The 19,724-nt window shown below is 68.0% G+C and carries 17 protein-coding genes; 9 read left to right on the forward strand and 8 right to left on the reverse strand.

Annotated elements, in window-relative coordinates; translation table 11 throughout:
• Positions 1 to 195: 195 nt before the first annotated feature.
• The gene (locus CSC70_RS13010) at positions 196 to 1,296 is read left to right on the forward strand and encodes a Glu/Leu/Phe/Val dehydrogenase dimerization domain-containing protein (RefSeq protein WP_162457077.1); all 1,101 of its coding nucleotides are present in this window, start codon (positions 196 to 198) and stop codon (positions 1,294 to 1,296) included.
• A 112-nt stretch (positions 1,297 to 1,408) separates the two neighbouring features.
• Positions 1,409 to 2,566 carry an isovaleryl-CoA dehydrogenase gene (locus CSC70_RS13015; protein WP_162457078.1) on the forward strand — a complete coding sequence of 386 codons (1,158 nt, stop codon included), beginning with the start codon at positions 1,409 to 1,411 and terminating at the stop codon, positions 2,564 to 2,566.
• Between the two features lie 7 nt (positions 2,567 to 2,573).
• Here CSC70_RS13015 and CSC70_RS13020 read toward each other — a convergent pair whose 3' ends face one another.
• Together CSC70_RS13020 and CSC70_RS13025 are read right to left on the reverse strand one after the other, a co-directional pair.
• On the reverse strand, positions 2,574 to 3,341 hold the full coding sequence (locus CSC70_RS13020) for a DUF2189 domain-containing protein (protein ID WP_162457079.1): 768 nt from the start codon (positions 3,339 to 3,341) through the stop codon (positions 2,574 to 2,576).
• Positions 3,342 to 3,384: 43 nt separating this feature from the next.
• Positions 3,385 to 6,204, reverse strand: a complete 2,820-nt coding sequence (locus tag CSC70_RS13025) for a S8 family serine peptidase (RefSeq protein WP_162457080.1) — start codon at positions 6,202 to 6,204, stop codon at positions 3,385 to 3,387.
• A 163-nt stretch (positions 6,205 to 6,367) separates the two neighbouring features.
• On the opposite strand from CSC70_RS13025, the gene CSC70_RS13030 reads away from it, so the two are divergent.
• Both CSC70_RS13030 and CSC70_RS13035 read left to right on the forward strand, forming a co-directional pair.
• The gene (locus CSC70_RS13030) at positions 6,368 to 7,543 is read left to right on the forward strand and encodes a thiolase family protein (RefSeq protein ID WP_162457081.1); all 1,176 of its coding nucleotides are present in this window, start codon (positions 6,368 to 6,370) and stop codon (positions 7,541 to 7,543) included.
• A 295-nt stretch (positions 7,544 to 7,838) separates the two neighbouring features.
• Positions 7,839 to 8,222 carry a hypothetical protein gene (locus tag CSC70_RS13035; protein WP_162457082.1) on the forward strand — a complete coding sequence of 128 codons (384 nt, stop codon included), beginning with the start codon at positions 7,839 to 7,841 and terminating at the stop codon, positions 8,220 to 8,222.
• A gap of 128 nt (positions 8,223 to 8,350) precedes the next feature.
• On the opposite strand, the gene CSC70_RS13040 is transcribed toward CSC70_RS13035, so the two are convergent.
• From CSC70_RS13040 to CSC70_RS13050, 3 genes are read right to left on the reverse strand one after another with little or no spacing between them, the layout of a single operon-like run.
• Complete coding sequence (locus CSC70_RS13040; RefSeq protein WP_425501586.1) at positions 8,351 to 8,581, reverse strand: DUF6587 family protein; 231 nt, start codon at positions 8,579 to 8,581, stop codon at positions 8,351 to 8,353.
• An 11-nt stretch (positions 8,582 to 8,592) separates the two neighbouring features.
• Positions 8,593 to 10,449 carry a ferrous iron transporter B gene (gene feoB, locus CSC70_RS13045; protein WP_162457084.1) on the reverse strand — a complete coding sequence of 619 codons (1,857 nt, stop codon included), beginning with the start codon at positions 10,447 to 10,449 and terminating at the stop codon, positions 8,593 to 8,595.
• On the reverse strand, positions 10,446 to 10,700 hold the full coding sequence (locus CSC70_RS13050; RefSeq protein WP_162457085.1) for a FeoA family protein: 255 nt from the start codon (positions 10,698 to 10,700) through the stop codon (positions 10,446 to 10,448). The genes feoB and CSC70_RS13050 overlap by 4 nt, the downstream gene beginning before the upstream one ends.
• A 198-nt stretch (positions 10,701 to 10,898) precedes the next feature.
• On the opposite strand from CSC70_RS13050, the gene CSC70_RS13055 reads away from it, so the two are divergent.
• The 5 genes from CSC70_RS13055 to yeiP all read left to right on the forward strand — a co-directional run bounded on the left by CSC70_RS13055 (position 10,899) and on the right by yeiP (position 15,952).
• Positions 10,899 to 11,291 carry a VOC family protein gene (locus CSC70_RS13055; protein WP_162457086.1) on the forward strand — a complete coding sequence of 131 codons (393 nt, stop codon included), beginning with the start codon at positions 10,899 to 10,901 and terminating at the stop codon, positions 11,289 to 11,291.
• Positions 11,292 to 11,577: 286 nt separating this feature from the next.
• On the forward strand, positions 11,578 to 14,175 hold the full coding sequence (locus tag CSC70_RS13060; protein WP_162457087.1) for a sensor domain-containing protein: 2,598 nt from the start codon (positions 11,578 to 11,580) through the stop codon (positions 14,173 to 14,175).
• 64 nt (positions 14,176 to 14,239) lie between these two features.
• Positions 14,240 to 15,010: an SDR family NAD(P)-dependent oxidoreductase gene (locus CSC70_RS13065; RefSeq protein ID WP_162457088.1), complete on the forward strand. Its 771-nt coding sequence runs from the start codon at positions 14,240 to 14,242 to the stop codon at positions 15,008 to 15,010.
• 22 nt (positions 15,011 to 15,032) lie between these two features.
• Positions 15,033 to 15,356 (forward strand): hypothetical protein, encoded by a 324-nt coding sequence (locus tag CSC70_RS13070; RefSeq protein ID WP_162457089.1) that lies wholly within the window; start codon positions 15,033 to 15,035, stop codon positions 15,354 to 15,356.
• Between the two features lie 29 nt (positions 15,357 to 15,385).
• A complete protein-coding gene (gene yeiP, locus CSC70_RS13075; RefSeq protein WP_162457090.1) occupies positions 15,386 to 15,952 on the forward strand; it encodes an elongation factor P-like protein YeiP in 567 nt (188 codons plus the stop codon).
• Positions 15,953 to 15,959: 7 nt separating this feature from the next.
• On the opposite strand, the gene CSC70_RS13080 is transcribed toward yeiP, so the two are convergent.
• From CSC70_RS13080 to CSC70_RS13090, 3 genes are all read right to left on the reverse strand, one after another.
• Positions 15,960 to 17,798: a DUF7844 domain-containing protein gene (locus CSC70_RS13080; protein WP_162457091.1), complete on the reverse strand. Its 1,839-nt coding sequence runs from the start codon at positions 17,796 to 17,798 to the stop codon at positions 15,960 to 15,962.
• Positions 17,798 to 18,109 carry a DUF2388 domain-containing protein gene (locus CSC70_RS13085; protein WP_162457092.1) on the reverse strand — a complete coding sequence of 104 codons (312 nt, stop codon included), beginning with the start codon at positions 18,107 to 18,109 and terminating at the stop codon, positions 17,798 to 17,800. The genes CSC70_RS13080 and CSC70_RS13085 overlap by 1 nt, the downstream gene beginning before the upstream one ends.
• Positions 18,110 to 18,182: 73 nt before the next feature.
• Positions 18,183 to 19,571 (reverse strand): FAD-binding oxidoreductase, encoded by a 1,389-nt coding sequence (locus tag CSC70_RS13090; protein WP_162457093.1) that lies wholly within the window; start codon positions 19,569 to 19,571, stop codon positions 18,183 to 18,185.
• Positions 19,572 to 19,724 lie beyond the last annotated feature (153 nt).

Consider the following 19,724-nt stretch of genomic DNA (forward strand, 5'->3'; position numbering starts at 1 on the left):
TCCGGTCACGATTGTAGCGGCCGGGCCGTGATCGTGCGGTCTTGCACCCGCGCGCGGCGATTGCTTTAGACTAGGCCCGCGCGACGTGACCGCCGCACCACGGCAACGTCGCTTTTTTCTTTTCCATCAGCCGGTTAGGTAAAGTTCTGCCACTTCGTGCCGCCATCGATGCGGCGCAGAATCGGAGCCACCCCCATGATCTTCGACACCCTGGCGACCTCGGGACACGAGCATGTCGTGTTCTGCCACAACCCCGACATCGGCCTGAAGGCCATCATCGCGATCCACAGCACGGTGCTGGGCCCGGCGCTGGGCGGCGTGCGCATGCGCCCCTACGCCAGCGAGGAGGACGCGCTGCGCGACGCGCTGCGGCTGAGCCGCACGATGACCTACAAGAACGCGCTGGCGGGGCTGAACGTCGGCGGCGGCAAGGCGGTGATCATCGGCGACCCGCAGCAGGACAAGACCGAGGCGCTGTTCCGCGGCTTCGGCCGTTACGTCGATTCGCTGGCCGGGCGCTACATCACCGCCGAGGATGTCGGCACCGACGTCGCCGACATGGAACACGTCTATCGCGAAACCGAATACGTGGTCGGCGTGCACCAGGTGCATGGCGGCTCCGGCGACCCGGCGCCGTTCACCGCCTACGGTGCGATGCAGGGCCTGATGGCCGCGCTGAACCGCAAGTTCGGCAACGAGGACCTGGACCAGCGCAGCATCGCCGTGCAAGGCTTGGGCCACATCGGCATGGAATTCGCCAAGTTGATCGGCGAGCGCGGCGCCAAGCTGATCGTCTCCGATCTTGACCCCGAGCGGGTCGAGCGCGCGGTGGAGGAATTCGGCGCCGAGGCGGCCAAGCCCGACGACATCTACGACGCCAATGTCGACGTGTTCGCACCGTGCGCGTTCGAATACGCGATCAACGAACAGACCCTGCCGCGGCTGAAGGCCAAGGTGATCTGCGGCACCGCCAACAACCAGATGTCGCACGCCACCGGCATCGAGGCGGCCAAGCGCGGCATCCTGTACGCGCCGGACTACGCGATCAACGCCGGCGGGGTGATGAACGTCTCGCTGGAGATCGACGGCTACAACCGCGAGCGCGCGATGCGGCTGATGCGCAACATCTACCACACGGCCAACGAAATCTTCGACCTGGCCGAGCGCGAGGACATCGCGCCGCAGTACGCCGCCGACCGCCTGGCCGAGGCGCGGATCGCGTCGATCGGCAAGCTGAAGCTGCCGCTGGGCCGCACCGCCCCGCGCTTCGTCGGCCACCTGCGCGGCGCGCACTGAGCGATTCGTACGCAGCAGCGGCGGATTTTCCCGCCGCGCAACACGGAATGACGGAGTTTTCCGGTAGAGTCCGTGTCCGATAGTTTCAGAAGATACGGACCAAGGGGACAGGATGCGGGCTTTCGCCATCAACGAGGACACCGACGCGCTGCGCGAGGCGGTGCGCCGTTTCGCCGACACCGAAATCGCCCCGCGCGCCGCGCAGATCGACCACGACAACGCCTTTCCGCAGGACCTGTGGCCCAAGCTGGGCGAGATGGGCCTGCTGGGCATCACCCTGCCCGGCGAGTACGGCGGCAGCGAGATGGGCTACCTGGCCCATCTGGTGGCGATGGAGGAGATTTCCCGCGCCTCCGGTTCGGTCGGCCTGAGCTACGGCGCGCATTCCAACCTGTGCGTGTCCAACCTGTACCTCAACGGCAACCCCGAGCAGCGCCGCAAATACCTGCCGCGACTGTGCAGCGGCGAATGGAAGGGTGCGCTGGCGATGAGCGAACCGGGCGCCGGTTCGGACGTGGTCGGGTCGATGACTTGTCGCGCCGAGCTCCGCGACGGCGTCTGGATCGCCAACGGCAACAAGATGTGGATCACCAACGGCCCCGAGGCCGACGTGCTGATCGTCTACATGCGCACCGCCGGCCGCGACGCCGGCAGCCGCTGCATGACCGCCTTCATCGTCGAGAAGGGCATGCCGGGATTTTCCACCGCGCAGAAACTGGACAAGCTGGGCATGCGCGGCAGCAACACCTGCGAGCTGGTGTTCGAGGATTGCGCGATCCCGGCCGAAAACGTGCTGGGCGAAGTCAACCAGGGCGTGCGCGTGCTGATGGGCGGCCTGAACACCGAGCGCCTGGTGCTGAGCGGCGGCCCGCTGGGGCTGATGCAGGCGGCGCTGGACATCGCCCTGCCCTATGTGCGCGAACGCCGCCAGTTCGACGCGCCGATCGGCAGCTTCGGCATCATGCAGGCCAAGCTGGCCGACATGTACACCGCGCTGCAGTCCAGCCGCGCCTTCGCCTACCAGGTGGCGCGCGATTTCGACGCCGGCCGCCATTCGCGCACCGACGCCGCGGCCTGCCTGCTGCATGCCTCGGAAGCGGCGGTGCAGGTGGCGCTGGAAGCGATCCAGGCGCTGGGTGGCAACGGCTACATCAACGAATTCGCCACCGGCCGGCTGCTGCGCGACGCCAAGCTGTACGCGATCGGCGCCGGCACCAACGAGATCCGGCGCATGCTGATCGGCCGCGAACTGTTCGCCGAACGCGACTGATCCGCGACTAGCCCAGCTCCGGCCACGACGAGGCATCCAGGGTTTCGCGGTAGGCATGCCAGGCCGAATAGGCCAGCCACGGCATGATGACGACCAGCCCCAGCAGGGCGGTGGCGAAGCCCAGCACGGTCAGCGCCAGCAACAGCAGGCCCCACAGCGCCATCACCCCCTTGTTGCGCAGCACCGCGTTCACGCTGGAGACGCCGGCGGTGACCATGTCGACGTCGCGGTCGGCGATCATCGGCAGCGAAAACGCGGAAATGGCGAAGGTCAGCCAGGCGAACACCGCGCCGATCGCCGAACCGATGGCCAGGTATTCCCACAACGCGCTTGCGCCTTCCCCGTCCAGCGGGAAGAAGGCGCTGAGCATCATGCCCGCCCGCGCCCACAACAGGATGATCACCCCCTGCCCGAGCGCGAAGATGCCGGCCTGGCCGACCACCCGGCAGGCCAGCACGAAGGAATCGCGCAGCTTCGGCGTGCGCCCGCGCTCCAGTCCGCGGCTGACGCAGTACAGCCCCACGCACAGCAGCGGCGCCACGAACACGAATCCCGACAGCAGGGTGGCGAGCAGGGCGAAGCGGCCCATCTTCCAGCCCAGCCACGAGATCGCCAGGCTCAGCAGCGCGATCACCACCCCGAACAGCAGCGACAGGCCCGGCGCACGCCGGTAATCGCGCCATCCGGCCACCAGCCAACGCCACGGCGCATCGAACCGTAACCGCGCGCACGGCACCACGAAGGGACGCGTTTCGTCCCCGGTTCCTGTCGTCACCCTGTCCCTCCCGCGTATCGAATACCTGCCTGCGCCGCCTCCGTCAGAACCCGTGGCGGTAACGCAGCGAAACCCCGCGCACGGCATCGCCGCCGCCGAAGCGTTGGTCGTAACCGAACGACAGCGACGAGGCCGGCGTCAGCCAGGCATCCAGCCCGAGACCAACGCGACCTCCGTACAGTGCCTGGTCGCCCTGCAACGGCGACCACGCTTCGACGCCGGTGAAGCTGGCCTGCCGCTGCACCGGATCGTCGCCGAACGACTGCAGCCATTCAGCATAGCCGCGCAACGACAAGCCGCGCCCGCCGACCTGACCCCAGTCGCGACGGGCGCGCAATCCGGCGACGGCACGGACGCTTTCCAGAGTGTCGGCATTCGCCCGCAGGCCGAAGCCGCCGGCGTCGGACTCGGCGAAACCGCCGCGGCCCATTTCCAGATAGCCCGCACCCAGATACGGCACCACGTGGCTGGCGCCATCGCCGAAGCGATAGCCGAACTCGAGGTCGGCACGGACAAAATCGCCGGCATATTCGCTGGCCACGCCTTCGCGTTCGTCGCCCAGCATCAATTCACGACGCAGCTGTCGCTCGTATCGGCCCAGTGACAACTGGCCGAGAACCTGCATCCGTCCGAACACCTTGCCCAGGTACATTTCCGCCTGGGTCTGGCGGTCGCGGCTGCGACCGGCGCTGTCGTTGCGGTAGCCATCCAGCCGGTTCTCGCCAAAGGCCAGGCCGACGACGAACCCTTCGCCGAGTCGCTGGTCCTGGCCCAGCACCCAGCCATTCATCTGGAAGCCCGCAACGCCCTGGCCGGGACCCCCCAGGTCGCGATACCAGGCGCCCTGCAGCAACGGCTGGCCAGCCAGCGCATCGAGGCGCGCGGACAGGGCCCGCCGCCGCGCCTCCAGCGCCTCCACTCCGGCCGCATCGGCGGCAGCGTGCAACTCGCCGGACAGGCTGCGCAACGACGCCAGCGCCTCGACTTCGTTCGATGCCGTCTGGAAGCGGCCTGCCATCTCGAGGAACCCCGCATCGGCTACCTCGCCCCCCTGTTCCGCTGCATCGACGCGATCGAAGGCGGCTTCGATCCGGTCGGCGGCGGACTGCGAGGCGCGGCTGATGCCCTTCATCGCCTTGGCCGTCGCCGAAACATCCAGACGGCTGATGTCCAGCCAGGCGCTGCTGGCGTCGTAACCGGCCGTCGCCTCGAGGAATACGCCGGTGGCCGCACCGACGCTGTCGAACCGGCCGGTCAACCCTCCCTGCGCGACCAGTACCTCTTCGCGCGCCGTGGCCACGTAACCGTCCACCACACCGAGCACCTGCAGATCGCCGCCCTGCAGCGTCGCCGCGCCATCGATCTGCAGGCTGTTCGGCAGCAGCAATGCCAAACGCGCGTCGGCGCCTTGCAGGTAATCGCCGCCGATACGCATCGGGCCGCCACCGTCCAGCGCCAGCGTGCCCTGGTTGTCCACGTCCCCGCCCGTCGATCCATCGCCGGACAACGTGCCCGCAGCGCCAATGCGGATCGAGGAATTCTGCAGCGCTCCGCTCAACTGCAGCGTTCCATCCAGAACCTGGGTATCGCCGAGATAATCGCTACTGCCGCTCAGCACCAGAATCCCGCTGCCGCGCTTGATCAGGCCGCCATCGCCGGTGATGTCGTTGCCCCAGGTCGAAGTGATGGCGTCGAAATCGGCGGTCACGTCGCCCCAGTCGAAGCGCCCGGGGCCGTTGACTGCACGACCGACGTCTAGCGAGCCGTAGCCGAACACCGCATCCACGCCCGGATCGCCAAGGTCGGTCGCCGTGCCCAGCAAAGTCTGCCGGACCAGATCGTTGTCGAAATAGGGAAAGGCCTCCCAGACCAGCGCAGCGGCGCCGGATACCAGCGGCGCGGCCAGCGAGGTGCCCGACCAGCGCCAGTATTCCGGAGCTGTCGGCGGATCGTCGGTGCCGGTGACCACCACGGTTCCGGGCGCGGCCAGGCAATAGTGCATGGCGATGCCGCAGGCGTTGGAATAACTGGCCAGCGCGTTCGGACTGTCCGCATCCAGCGCCACCACCGTCAGCCAGCCGCGCTCCAGATCGGCCGCCGGGCGGGTGCCTCCGGTTCCCGGCTGGCTGGGCAACGCCGCCATGTCGCTGGGATCGGCCCGCGATTCGTTGCCGGCCGCGAACACCACCAGCCCGTCGTTGCCGACGATGAACGGCCGGTACTCGGCAGCGATCGGTGCGGTAGCCGCCGGGTTGGTCCAGTACAGCCCGCCCCAGGAGTTGTTCATGATGCGGACGCCACGATCGATCAGGTCCTGGTGGATCGGCGCCAGGCCGAGGGCGCCATCGACCTCGTTGCCTTCGCCGCTGCCGTCGTCTTCCGGCGGGTCGTCGCTGATGATCCGCGCCGACACGATTTCCGCGCCCGGCGCGATTCCGCCCGGCCATTGCCCGAAGGCGCTGCCGGCCGCCGCCTGGGCCACCGCCGTGCCGTGCTCGACCACGTCGTCAACCGACAGATCGTTGTCCTGGCCGTTGATGTAGGTCAGGTTGGCGACCACCCGGTCCGACAGCGCGGGATGGTCGCGGTTGACGCCGCTGTCGACGATGCCGATGCGTACCCCGGCACCGGTGAACCCAGCGTCGTGGGCCGCGTACGTATTCGTCCACTCCAGATGCTGGCTGTAGGCCGGGTTCGGTGCTTCCACCACCGGCGGTGTGGGTGGAGGGGTCGGCGGAGGCGCCGCAGGGGGCGGATCGGCGCGCACGGCTCCCCCGCCACCGCCACCACAGGCCATCAAGCTGAACAGGGGCAGCAACAGCGAAAACCGCACCAATGTGGCAACAAAGTGTCGTACCGCCATTTCCCGATCCTCCCTAATTCGGCCCGGCTGCCGGTATACCACAACGCCTGCACTGGATTCGGCCGGGCAAGCGTGCCGCATCCGGCTTGCACCAACGTCCATGTTTACCGCCCCCGCCGCAGCCGCGATAATCTGGAGTCTTACCCCCTGGAGGAGAGCCCCCATGTCCGAGGTCGTCATCGTCGCCGCCAAGCGCACCCCCATCGGTTCGTTTCTCGGCCAGTTCACCGGCGTTCCCACCCCGACCCTGGGCGCCACCGCCATCGCCGCCGCGCTGGAACAGTCCGGCGTGCCTGCCGGCGACGTCTCCGAAGTCATCATGGGCTGCGTGCTGCCGGCCAATCTGGGCCAGGCGCCCGCACGCCAGGCCTCGCTGGCGGCCGGCCTGCCGAAGTCGGCCGGCTGCACCACCATCAACAAGGTCTGCGGCTCGGGCATGAAGGCGATCATGCTGGGCCACGACCTGATCAAGGCCGGCTCGGTCAGTGTCGTCGTCGCCGGCGGCATGGAGTCGATGACCAACGCGCCGCACATGATCCCCAACTCGCGCACCGGCAACCGCTACGGCAACTTCCAGGCGGTCGACCACATGTCCTGGGATGGCCTGACCAATCCCTACGACGGCCAGGCCATGGGCGTGTTCGCCGAGGCCACCGTGGAGAAGTACGGCTTCAGCCGCGAGGACCAGGACGCCTTCGCCATCGAATCGGTCAAGCGCGCGCAGGCGGCGCAGGCCTCCGGCGCCTTCGACGGCGAGATCGCCCCGGTCAAGGTCGCCACCCGCAAGGGCGAAGTCGAATTCGCCAGCGACGAACAACCCGGCAAGTCGAACATCGACAAGATTCCGACCCTGCGCCCGGCGTTCAAGAAGGACGGCACCGTCACTGCGGCCAGTTCGTCCAGCATTTCCGATGGCGCCGCCGCCACCGTACTGATGAGTGCCGACGAAGCCGCCAGGCGCGGGCTGAAGCCGCTGGCGCGGATCGTCGGTCATGCCACTCATTCGCACGAACCGGAATGGTTCACCACTGCCCCGGTCAGCGCCATCGGCGCCCTGCTCAAGCAGGTCGGTTGGAGTGTCGACGAGGTCGACCTGTACGAAATCAACGAAGCCTTCGCCGTGGTCGCGATGGCCCCGATCAAGGAACTCGGCATCCCGCACGCCAAGGTCAACGTCAATGGCGGCGCCTGCGCCCTGGGCCACCCGATCGGCGCCAGCGGCGCCCGCCTGGTGGTGACCCTGCTCAACGCCATGGCCAAGCGCGGCGGCAAGCGCGGCATCGCCTCGCTGTGCATCGGCGGCGGCGAGGCCACCGCGATCGCGGTCGAACTGGCGTGAATGCCGGTTTCACATATCCTTGACGAAGCTAACCAGCGGGACGCTTGACAGCTTCTTTCGGCTTGCGATCATGTCGACGACGCGCAAAAGCGCGTCGTCGACAACCCACCGGGAAAGCCGCCAGGGCCGATTTCTTGGCTGAACAGGCGTTTTCCACGTAATATGGAAGGTCGCTGGCGATTGTCGGCGGCCCTTCCAGGATCCACGGAGGGTGCTATGGGCGCCGCGGCGCCCGAGCCGTTACAGTTCCATCACGATTGAACCAGTTGTTGCTAACCACCCTTTGGAGAGAAACATGAAGACCAAGTTGCTGATCCTGCTGGCCGCCTCCGTGTTCGCGCTGGCCGCCTGCCAGAACACCGCCGAAGGCGTGCAGGAAGACGCTGCCGCCGCCGCTGACGCTGCTGCCGACACCGCCGCCGACGCCGCCGACGCTGCTGCTGCTGCCGCCGACGCCGCTGCCGACACCGCCACCGACGCTGCCGCCGCCACCGGCGAAGCCATGAGCGATGCCGCCGATGCCACTGCCGATGCCGCCGACGCCGCTGCCGATGCTGCCGCCGACGCTGGCGAAGCCATGAGCGACGCCGCTGCCGACGCCGCCGACGCCGCCGTCGATGCGGTCAAGGACGCAGCCGACGAAGCCGCCGACAAGGTGAAGGACGCCGTGGATCAGTAATCCACGCGCTCCACAGCTGTACCCGACAAGGCCCGCGCAAGCGGGCCTTGTTTTTGCGTGGCGTTTTTGCAGCGACGACGCTTTCCATGCCGCAGGATCGCAGCGTCAGGCCGGCCCCACTGCCCCACTCAATCCGAGCAGTTGTCGCAACCGCCGCAGCCGGACGCAGGGGCAACCGGAGGCGGCGCGATCCGGCGGCCGACCGCATGCAACCAGGCCGGCCGGCCTTCGCGCAGCAGCGGCAGGGCCAGGGCGACCCGCGCCTTGCGCAACGCATTCGGGAATTGCTTCCTGGCCACCACCCACGCGCTGATCGCCACCGCGACGGCGATGATGGCGTATTGCAGGGGCAGCGGCAGTTGCACGACGGTCAGCCCGCTCCCAGCAGTCGCGCCAGCTGGTAGGTCAGCAGCGATGCGGCATAGGCCAGCGCGAACAGGTACAGCGTGGCAAAGCCCATCTGCTTCCAGGAATTGGTTTCGCGCTTGATCGTGGCCAGGGTGGAGATGCACATCGGCGCGTAGATGTACCAGACCAGCAGCGACAGACCGGTGGCCAGCGACCAGCCATCGCCGATCAGCGGCGTCAACGCCTGCGTAGCGGCATCGTCGTCGACCGCCGACAGCGCGTAGACGGTCGCCAGCGAGGACACCGCCACCTCGCGCGCGGCCATGCCGGGGATCAGGGCGATGCAGATCTGCCAGTTGAAGCCCAGCGGGGCGAAGAACGCCGCCATCGCGTGGCCGATGCGGCCGGCGAAGCTGTAGTCGATCGCCGGACCGACCGCATCGGCCGGCGCCGCCGGGAACGACAGCAGGAACCACAGCAACACGGTCAGCGCCAGGATGATGCCGCCGACCCGCTTGAGGAAGATCATCGCCCGCTCCCACAGGCCGATCAGCAGGTCGCGCGGATTCGGCAGGCGGTACGACGGCAATTCCAGCAGCAACGCATGTTCGCCCTTGTCGCGACGCCATTTCTTCATCACCCAGGCGACCAGCAGTGCGCTGGCGATGGCGACCGCATACAACCCGAACAGCACCAGCCCCTGCTGGTTGAAGATGCCGATCCGCTTCTGCGGCACGAAGGCGCCGATCAGCAATGCGTACACCGGCAGCCGCGCCGAACAGGTCATCAGCGGCGCCACCAGGATGGTCGCCAACCGGTCGCGCGGGTCCTGGATGCTGCGCGTGGCCATGATGCCGGGAATCGCGCAGGCGAAACTGGACAGCAGCGGGATGAACGAGCGTCCCGACAGACCGGCCGACGCCATCATCCGGTCGAGCAGGAACGCCGCACGCGGCAGATAACCGCTTTCTTCCAGCGCCAGAATGAAAGCGAACAGGATCAGGATCTGCGGCAGGAAGATCACCACGCCGCCGAGACCGGCGATGACGCCGTCGACCAGCAGGCTCGACAGCGGCCCCTCGGGCAGGATCGCGGCGACGCTTTCGCCGAGCCAGCCAGTGCCGGCGTCGATGGCGTCCATCATCGGCGTCGCCCAGGCGTACACGGCCTGGAAGATCAGGAACATCACCACCGCCAGCGCCAGCAACCCGAACACCGGATGCAACAGCCAGCGGTCCAGCGCATCGTCGATCCGCGCGGTGCGTGCGGGCATCGCCACCGCCAGCGCCAGCAGGCGGCGGGTTTCGGCATGCAGGTCGGCGCCCTCACCCAGCGCGACTTGCGGCGGGCGCGGATCGGCAGCAATGCGGTCGACCTGTTCAACCAGCGCTCGCGCGCCGTTGTGCTTCACCGCGACCGTCTCGACCACCGGCACGCCCAGTTCGCGTTGCAGCGCCTCCAGGTCAATGGCGATGCCGCGCCGGCGCGCGGCGTCCATCATGTTGACCGCCAGCACCATCGGCCGGCCCAGCTCGCGCACTTCCAGTGCAAAGCGCAGATGCAGGCGCAAGTTGGTGGCGTCGACCACGCAGACCAGCACGTCGGGCGCGGCCTCGCCGGGCAGGAAGCCGCGGCACATGTCGCGGGTGATCGCCTCGTCCAGGCTGGCCGCGTTCAGGCTGTAGGCGCCAGGCAGGTCCAGCAACGTGTACTGGCGCCCGTCGGCGCCGCGGAAGCGGCCTTCCTTGCGCTCCACGGTCACGCCGGCGTAGTTGGCCACCTTCTGCCGGCTACCGGTCAGCTGGTTGAACAACGCGGTCTTGCCGCAATTGGGATTGCCAACCAGCGCCAGCCGCCGGATGTCCGCCATCGCGTTCATGCTGCCTCCTGGCCATTGCCGGCACGCAGGCGCACCCGCGCCGCTTCGGCCTTGCGCAGGGCGAACCGGGTGAAGCCGACCTGGACCAGCAGCGGATCGCCGCCGAACGGGCCGCCGGCCATCACCTGCACCGGCTCGCCGGCGACGAAACCCAGTTCGCGCAAGCGGCGTGCGATGTGGTCGCCCGGCTGCATTTCCTGCACGCAGTCCACGATGCCGGTCGTACGGCGGGGCAAATCGTTCAAGGTCACGGGTCGATACGGCTTAAATGGGAACTATTCTCATTCTAGCATTTCCTGCCTTCCGCGCACGCCCTTCCGAAGCTCGCAAGACCCGCAGTCGAGGGCCGCTATCATTCACCGATGGGCACATGCCGAACCCCTTCCCGACCCGACCGGGTCCGGCGTGCAGCGACCCGATCGATTTCCCGACAAGCCCGAGAAGAGAACATGCTCGACCATATCGGCATCCCGGTTTCCGACTACGCCCGCAGCCTGGCGTTCTACACGCAGGCGCTGGCCCCGCTGGGCATCGGCCTGACGATGGAGGTCACCGCGGACATGACCGGCAGCAGCAACGCCGCTGGATTCGGACGCGACGGCAAGCCGTTCTTCTGGTTCGGCGACGATGGCGCGCCTGCGCCCGGCCGGCATACCCATGTGGCCTTCGCGGTGGACAGCCGCGCCGACGTGGACGCTTTCCACGCTGCCGCGCTGGCCGCCGGCGGGCGCGACAATGGCGCCCCCGGCCTGCGCCCGCACTACCACCCCGACTATTACGGCGCCTTCGTGCTGGACCCGGACGGACACAACATCGAGGCGGTCTGCCATCGCCCGCAATAGGCACCGATTCCGGCAACGAGAACGACGATGCGGGACGCGATCCGGTCCGCATTCGCCATACGGCCCCGTCCTGCGGCACACTCTGCCTGTCCTGCCCTCGCCCGGGCCTGCGTTCCAATAACGAGGCCCGAGGCTTGCGTGTTTCCCGAAATGAGCGATCTCTCATGGTTCACGCCATCGAATGCCATCAGGCTTGCAGACAGCCCGGCCCTCTCCGGACCAGGGGGATGCCGATGGCGGGCGCGATAACGCCGGCACCACGGGCACCGACGGACGCATGATACGCATGCCCACAGGCCAGGACGCCACGGACAGGGACGAAGACGACACCCTGCTCAGCGACGAGGAACTGACCAGCACGCTGGCATCTCTGGTCGCGGCAGCCGGCAGCGCCGGGCATTCACAGCGTTCGCGCAAACTGCTGCGCCGTGCCGTCCACGCGCTGCGTACGTCGCTGGAGAACACGGAACGCGCACGCAACCGCTACCGCGCGCTGTTCGACGCGGTCCCCGATCCGGTCAGCATCCTGGCCGAGGACGGCACCGTGCTCGACCTCAACCAGGCCGGCATGCGTGCCTACCGTCGCCCGCGCGACGAAGTGGTCGGCAAGAACATCAGCGTGCTCAACCCGGACCTGCCGGAAGGCCACCTGGGACCGGTCTGGGAAACCCTGGATCGCGGCGGCACCTACGTGATCGAAGTCACCAACATGCGTGCCGACGGCACTCGCTTCCCGGTGGAAGTGCATTCGGCCAACTTCGACTTCGACGGGCGCAAGAGCCTGGTCGCGGTCGCGCGCGACCTCAGCGGCCGCCAGGAAGCCGAGCTGCGCTACCGCGAACTGATGGAAGTGGTCGACAAGGGCATCGTGGTCCAGGACCGCAAGCTGCAGATCGTCCACATCAACCGCGCCGCCCAGCGCATCCTCGACACCAGCGAGAACGGCATGCACGCGCGCGAGGAACTGCGCCTGGGCCGCTGGCAGATTGTGGACGGCAACGGGCACGAGATCGACCCCGAAGACCTCCCCCCCAGGCGCGCCCTGCGCAGCGGACAGGTCGTCGAAAGCGCGCTGCTCGGCCTGTACCACCGTATCCGCAAGCAGATGCGCTGGATCACCGTGACCTCGGTTCCGCAGTTCGCCGCCGGCAGCGACCAGCCGACCCAGGTCACCTCCATCTTCAGCGACGTCACCGCACTCAAGCGCGACAGCGCGCTGTTCGATCGCGTGCAATCGCTGGCCCACATTGGTGGCTGCGAATGGGATGCCGTCAACGACCGCCTGCACCTGACCGAAGAGGCGGTACGGATCCTGTCGCCGGCGCAGCCGATCCATCGCCTGGAAGATCTGTTGCGCTGCCTGCGCGAACCGGATCGCCGCCGCCTGCATGCCGCCATCGAGGCCTGCATCACCACCGGCAACGCCTTCGACCTGGAATTGCAGGGCACCCGCCACAACGGTCGCAGCTTCTGGATCCGTGCCATCGGCGAGCCCGACAGCGCCCATCCCGACGTCTCCCGCGTCACCGGCACCCTGCAGGACATCTCGCTGGACAAGCTGACCGAGGAATCGCTGCGGTTGCAGGCCTCGACCGACCCGCTGACCGGGCTGATCAACCGCGACGCCATCCTGCGCGAGCTAGACCGGCGCCTGATCGAGCAGGAGAACGCCGGTGTCGCGGTGCTGTACATCGACCTGGACCGCTTCAAGACCGTCAACGACGCGCTCGGCCACAACGCCGGCGACGAAGTGCTGCTGCAGGCCGCGCACCGCATCCTCGCCGCGACCAACGACCGCGGCATGGTCGCACGTTTCGGCGGCGACGAATTCCTGGTCGTCTGCAGCCTGCAGGAAAACAGCCAGCTGGCCGAACAGCTTGCCGACAGCATCCTCGCCGCCTTTGCCAAACCATTCCGCCTCGGTGACGACGAATTCAGCGTCGGCGCCAGCATCGGCATCGCCGTCGCCCCCGATGACGGCATCCGCCCGCAGGTACTGATTCAGAATGCCGACTTGGCGATGTACGAAAGCAAGCATCGTTCGCGCAACACCTGGCAGCCGTTCACGGTGGAACTGGCGCGTCAGCAGCACGACCGCCTGCAAATCGAAATGCAGTTGCGGCGGGCCGCCGACAACAACGAATTCCACCTGGTCTATCAGCCGCAGGTCGACCTGCGCCGTGGGCATACCGTCGCCGCCGAGGCGCTGATCCGCTGGCAGAATTACCAACTGGGCGAGCTGCGCCCCGACCTGTTCATCGGCCACGCCGAAACCACCGGCGACATCGTCCGCATCGGCCGCTGGGTACTGCGCGAAGCTTGCCGGCAGGCGCGCCAGTGGCGCGAGCAGGGGCTGGGCATCGTCCGCATCGCGGTCAACGTGTCGTACAAGCAGTTCGCCGGGGACACCCTGGCCGCCTACGTCGGCGGCCTGTTGCAGGAATTCGACCTGCCCGGATCGGCACTGGAACTGGAGTTCACCGAGCGTGTGCTGATCGAGGACGCGCCGGTGACGATGAAGACCTTCGCCGAACTGCGCGCGCTCGGCGTGATCCTGACCATCGACGATTTCGGCGAAGGCTACAGCGCGCTGAACTATCTGCGTCGGCTGCCGATCCACGGCCTGAAGATCAGCCAGCTGTTCACCGAAGGCGTGCCCGGCAACCGCTCCGACGTGGCGGTCTGCCAGGCGGTCTCGGCCATCGCCCGCAGCCTGGGGCTGGGGCTGGTCGCCGAAGGCGTGGAATCGGATGCGCAACGGCAGTTCCTGCTGCAGCTCGGGGTCCCGATCGGCCAGGGCTTCCTGTTCGCGCCTGGCCTGCCGGCTGACGAATTTGCCCGCCGCTTGGCCGGCATGCCGGTGGGCCGCGCCGCCTACGGCTGATGCCGCAGCGTGCCTGCGGGGCCCATCGGCTAGAATGCCGCCCTTCTCCACCGGCACCCACACCATGCAGATTTCCGCTACCCGCGCCATCGTCACCGGCGGCGTTTCCGGCCTCGGCCTGGCCGTCGCGCAACGCATCGTCACCGACGGCGGCAAGGTCGCGCTGTTCGACGTCAACGACGACAAGGGCGAGGCCGCGGTGGCCGCGCTCGGCGCCGGCAACGCCCGCTACTTCCACACCGACGTCACCAGCGAGGACGGGGTCGCCACCAATGTCGTGGCCGCCAAGGAATTCCTCGGCGGCCTGAACGCGGCGGTCAACTGCGCCGGCATCCTCGGCGCCGGGCGCGTACTCGGTCGCGAAGCGCCGATGCCGCTGGCGCAGTTCCAGGGCACGGTGATGGTCAACCTGGTCGGCAGCTTCAACGTCGCCAAGGCTGCCGCCGCGCTGATGCAGCACAACCCGCCCGGCGACGACGGCGAGCGCGGCGTGATCGTCAATACCGCCAGCGTGGCCGCCTACGAAGGCCAGATCGGCCAGGCCGCGTATTCGGCCTCGAAAGGCGGCGTGGTCGGCATGACCCTGCCGATGGCGCGCGAACTGGCCCGCTTCGGCATCCGCGTCAACACCGTCGCCCCCGGCATCTTCTGGACGCCGATGGTCGACGGCATGCCGGACGAGGTGCAGACCTCGCTGTCGGCCTCGATCCCCTTCCCTTCGCGCCTCGGCCGCCCCGAGGAATTCGCCGAACTCGTCGCCCATATCCTCGGCAACCGCTACCTCAACGGCGAAACCATCCGCCTCGACGGCGCGGTGCGGCTGGCGCCGAAATGATCACATCCTGCCGAGTCATCCCATGAGCATCATCGCCCGCTTCACCTACCGGATCCGGCCCGGCGGCATGCCTGCCTTCCGCGCCAAACTGCAAGCATCCGCCGATGCCAGATTCGTCTCGGCCTCGATGCCGCAGGCCATCCGCTTCTATCAGCCGGCCCTGCCCGGCGCGGATGCCGACCTCGTGATTCTGGACATCGAGTACCCGTCGCTGGCCGCCTTCGGCGAGCGTACCGATTACGAGCAGGCACACCCGGAATGGATGGCCATCTGGGGGCCGCAACCCGATGCCCCGGAACAGCTGCTTGGCGTCACCCTCGTCAAGCCATTCGATCCCTTCGCATAACCGACAGACCGACACACCACGGAAATCCCATGAAGGCATCCGACATCAAGAAAGGCAACGTCGTCGAATACGGCGGCGGCGTGTACCAGATCCGCGACATCGATCGCAGCTCGCCGCAGGGGCGCGGCGGCAACGTGCGCTTCCGCTTCGTCATGTACAGCGTGCCGGGCGGCAACAAGCTGGATGCCAGTTTCGACGCCGACGACAACCTGAGCGAAGTCGAGCTGCTGCGCCGGCAGGCCAGCTTCTCGTACATGGACGGAAGCGCCTTCGTGTTCCTGGACGACGAGGACTACACCCCGTACATGCTCGACGCCGAGGTGGTGGGCGATGACGCCGGCTACATCACCGAGGGCTTGGGCGGCTGCTACGTGCAGGTCATCGACGATGCGCCGGTGGCGCTGCAACTGCCGCAGCACGTCGTGCTGGAAGTGGTGGAAACCCCGCCGGAGCTGAAGGGCGGCACCGCGACCAAGCGGCCGAAGCCGGCCAGACTGAGTACCGGCATCGAGATCATGGTGCCGGAATACATCGCCAGCGGCGAACGCATCCTGGTCAACACCACCACCGGCGAGTTCGGCGGCCGCGCCGACTGATCGCGGGCTACGGCGGCGACCCGCTGCCGCTTTCCTCCGCCGCCAGTTCGCGCAGCCGCACCGACAGCGCGGCCAGGTTGGCGTCGATAGCGTCCAATGCCCGCTGCCGTACCGGCGACAACGCCGCATGTGCCTGCCGCAGCAATTCTTCACGCAAAACGTCGGCCTGCCCACGCCGCGCACCGGCCTGGGTCATGGCGCGCGCGATCTCGTCCGCCTGCGGCAGGCCATAACCTTCGGCGATCAGGCCAGCCGGACGCGATAGCGCGGCCTCCTCGGCCAGCAAGGCCTGCAACGCCTCCGCTGCCGGCCCGGCATCGCCGTCGCGATCCAGCAACCGGCGTTTCAGTTCGTCGCGAGCCAGCGCCTGTTGCCGTCGCAGGGCCGCCTGTTCCAGCACCAGCAGGGCGGCGCTGCCGCGCAAGCCGGCCTGTGTCAGCCACGGCGCACGCTGCTCCGGCAACAGGTCGAGCCAGTCCACGGCGCGCGATTGCGGCAGCGCCAGTTCGCCGCGCGCCGCGTCGAGCATGTCCTGGTAGTAACTGTCGGCCGCTTCGAACCGATAGCCCTGCCGGCGCGCCCGTTCTTCGTCGCCCAGGACCGAATCGTCGGCGATCCCCTCGCGTTGCAGGCGGCGCAGCAATCCGTTCGGGGTGATGCTGCGCAAAGGCGCGGCAGCCAGTCGTGGGACGCCATCGTGCAACAGGCGCCAGGTTTCCACCGCGCAGTTGTTGGATACGAAGTAGTAGCGGCCGTCGTAGCTCCAGTGCACGCGGGCCGCGCGTTCGAGCAAGGCGGCAATCTCCTCGCGCGACAATCGTAGCGGCAGCGAGTGCAGGCCGCGAAGCTGCACCTGGGTGTATTCCTCGACGACCTGCGACAGCGGCAGCATGAACAGCCGCGAGGGATAGTCCCCGGTCAGTCCGCGCCAGCTGGAAATCTGCACGTCGTCGACGAAGGCGCGGAACGACAGTACCCGGTGATACTCCAGATCCAGCCGACACTCCGGCCCCGGCACGCGCCCCGGCGCGCAGATCACCAGACGCAGCATGCTGTGCCCCCAGCGGCTCAGCGGCTGCGCATTGCCTTCGGCCAGCAGGTATTCAACTGCGTACACCCGCGCCGGATCCAGCGACAGCAGCGGCGCATCGGTCGCCGCAGTCGGCGATTCGACGAAGGCCAGCGTGCTGGTACATTCCGGATGCGCCGGCTGCACGGCGAAATGCGCGGCGAAATACCGGTACAGCGCCGGTCGCCGGCAGGCGTAGTCCGGGTCCAGCAGAAAATGTTCCAGATTGACTGCGACGAATTCGTCCGGCGACTCCAGCTCGTAGCGGTCCGGGCCGCGGTCGCGGAAATCATTGCGGCCGCCGCGACCGCCGAAACGGAACGGGCTGGCCGGCCAGCCGGCGAGGTCGAGCAGGCGTGAATCGGCCTGCAACCGACCTTTCGGCGTGCGCAGGTAGAAATGCGCCAACTCGTGGATCAACGCCGCCTGCACCGCGCGGGTCGGCGCGGCGGCGACATCGTCGGCCGAAGCATCCGAAGCAATGAAATCGTCCAGCAGCTGCCGGCGCAGCTGCACGCCCTGCCGTGCGCGCCCATGCACGCCTTCGGGCAGGTCGTCTCGCCAGCGCAGCGACAACGGCCCCAGCGCCTGCGTCCAGCGCGACGGCAGACGCGCAAGCGTGGCTTGCAGCAGTTCGCGGCTGGCGGTCGCGTGCGCGGCGTCCAGCTCCGATTCGTCCACCTGCAGCCGCAAGCCGTCCGCCGGCGCGGCCACGGCCAGACCCGAACACAGCAACAGCCACGGCAACCACAGGCAGGGGCGCAGCCCCCGCCGCATCAGCGCGCCAGGATCGCCTTCGCCAGCGCCAGATCGCTGGCCTGACGCGAAACGGCATCGTTCTCGCGCAGCAGGTGCAGCGCCGCCTCCAGCCGCACGCCGCGGATGCGGCCGTCGCTGGCGACGAACAGCGCCGCGTCGTCGCGGGCCGCCAGCACGATCTTGTCATCTCCGGAACTGCTGCCGGACGAGGCCGAGGTGCCGTTGGAACTGGCGCCGGCCGAACTACCCGCCGTGGTACCGGCAAAACTGCCCGCCAGCACCGGCGTGCAGGCAGCGGCAAGAAGAACAGTCGTCAGCAGTCGGCGCATGGTGTTCGCTCCGGGGAATCGTCGGCGACAAGCATACGGGCTGGACGCCGGCACGCCCAGCCTTGCGCCGGATTCAGGTGTCCAGCAGCTTGCCCGGATTCAGGATCCCATTCGGGTCGAAGACCCGCTTCAGGCCGCGCATCAGCGCAATTTCGGCCGCGCTGCGGGTGCTTTCCAGATACGGTTTCTTGACCAGTCCGATGCCGTGCTCGGCGGAAATGCTGCCGGCGTGCCGCTGCAGCACCCCGGCCAGCAGCTTGGTGACCTGCTCGCACTGGCCGACGAACACGTCCTGCGCCATCGACTCGGGCTTGAGCACGTTGATGTGCAGGTTGCCGTCGCCGATGTGGCCGAACCAGACCACCTCGAATTCCGGATAGGCCTGGCCCAGCAGCGCCTGCGCCTCGGCCAGGAACGCCGGCATCGCGGAAATCCGCACCGAGACATCGTTCTTGTACGGCACGTAGCAAGCGATGCTTTCGGTGATGCCTTCGCGCAGCCGCCACAACTGCGCGGCCTGCGCATCGCTCTGGCTGATCGCGCCGTCGACGATCCAGCCCTGCTCCATGCCGTATTCGAACGCGGCCATCGCCGCCGCCTCGCGCGCCTCGTCGCCGATGGCGAACTCGGTGACCACGTAGTACGGATAGGCGGCGTCGAACGGATTCTGGGCGCCGTGCGCCAGCACGTGGCGCAGCGCCACGTCGGTGAAGAATTCGAAGGCCTCCAGCTGCAGCCGTTCGCGGAAGGCGGCGAATACCCGCATCAGCACCTCGAACGACGGCAGTGCCAGCAGCATCACGTTGGTCGGCGGCGGCGGATCGGTCAGCTTCAGCGTGGCCTCGACCACGATCCCGAGCGTGCCTTCCGAACCGATCATCAACTGGCGCAGGTCGTAGCCGCTGGAATTCTTGATCAGGGCGCGATTGAGCTCCAGCAACTCGCCGCTGCCGCTGACCACCTTCAACCCGGCAATCCACTCGCGGGTGTTGCCGTAGTGGATCACGCGGATGCCGCCGGCATTGGTGGCGATGGTGCCGCCGATGGAACACGAGCCGCGCGAGGCGAAATCGACCGGATAAGCCAGCCCATGGTCGCGGGCAGCGTTCTGCGCCGCCTCCAGCGGGATCCCGGCCTGCACGGTCAGCGCGCGGTCCACCGGATCGAAGTCCAGCACCTTGTTCATCCGCTCCAGGCTCAGCACCAGTTCGCCGCTGGCGGCCACCGCACCACCGGACAATCCCGTGCGGCCGCCGGACGGTACCAGCGCCACGCCCTGCGCATTGGCCCAGCGCACGATGGCCTGCACCTGCTCCACCGTGTCCGGCAGGGCCACCGCCAGCGGCGCCGGCGTCCAGCGCCGGGTCCAGTCTCGGCCGTAGTGCTCCAGGTCGGCGGGATCGGTCTTCAGGCGCAGCGCGGGCGCGGCCTGCTTCAATGCGTCCAGGCGCGGGTCGGTCATCGGTACGGACAAGCGGGGCGAAAGGGGACTGCCAGCGTGCCAGCGCGCCGTGCCGGCGTCCAGCCATCGCGCCACGATCCGGCGATGACGGTTTCAGCGGCAACGAACGCATCGGCGGAATACCGCGTTCCGCCGCAGCATCGATGCAGCGGT

Origin of the sequence: Pseudoxanthomonas kalamensis DSM 18571, from assembly GCF_010211745.1 — a bacterium.
Classification (GTDB): Bacteria; Pseudomonadota; Gammaproteobacteria; order Xanthomonadales; family Xanthomonadaceae; genus Pseudoxanthomonas_A; species Pseudoxanthomonas_A kalamensis.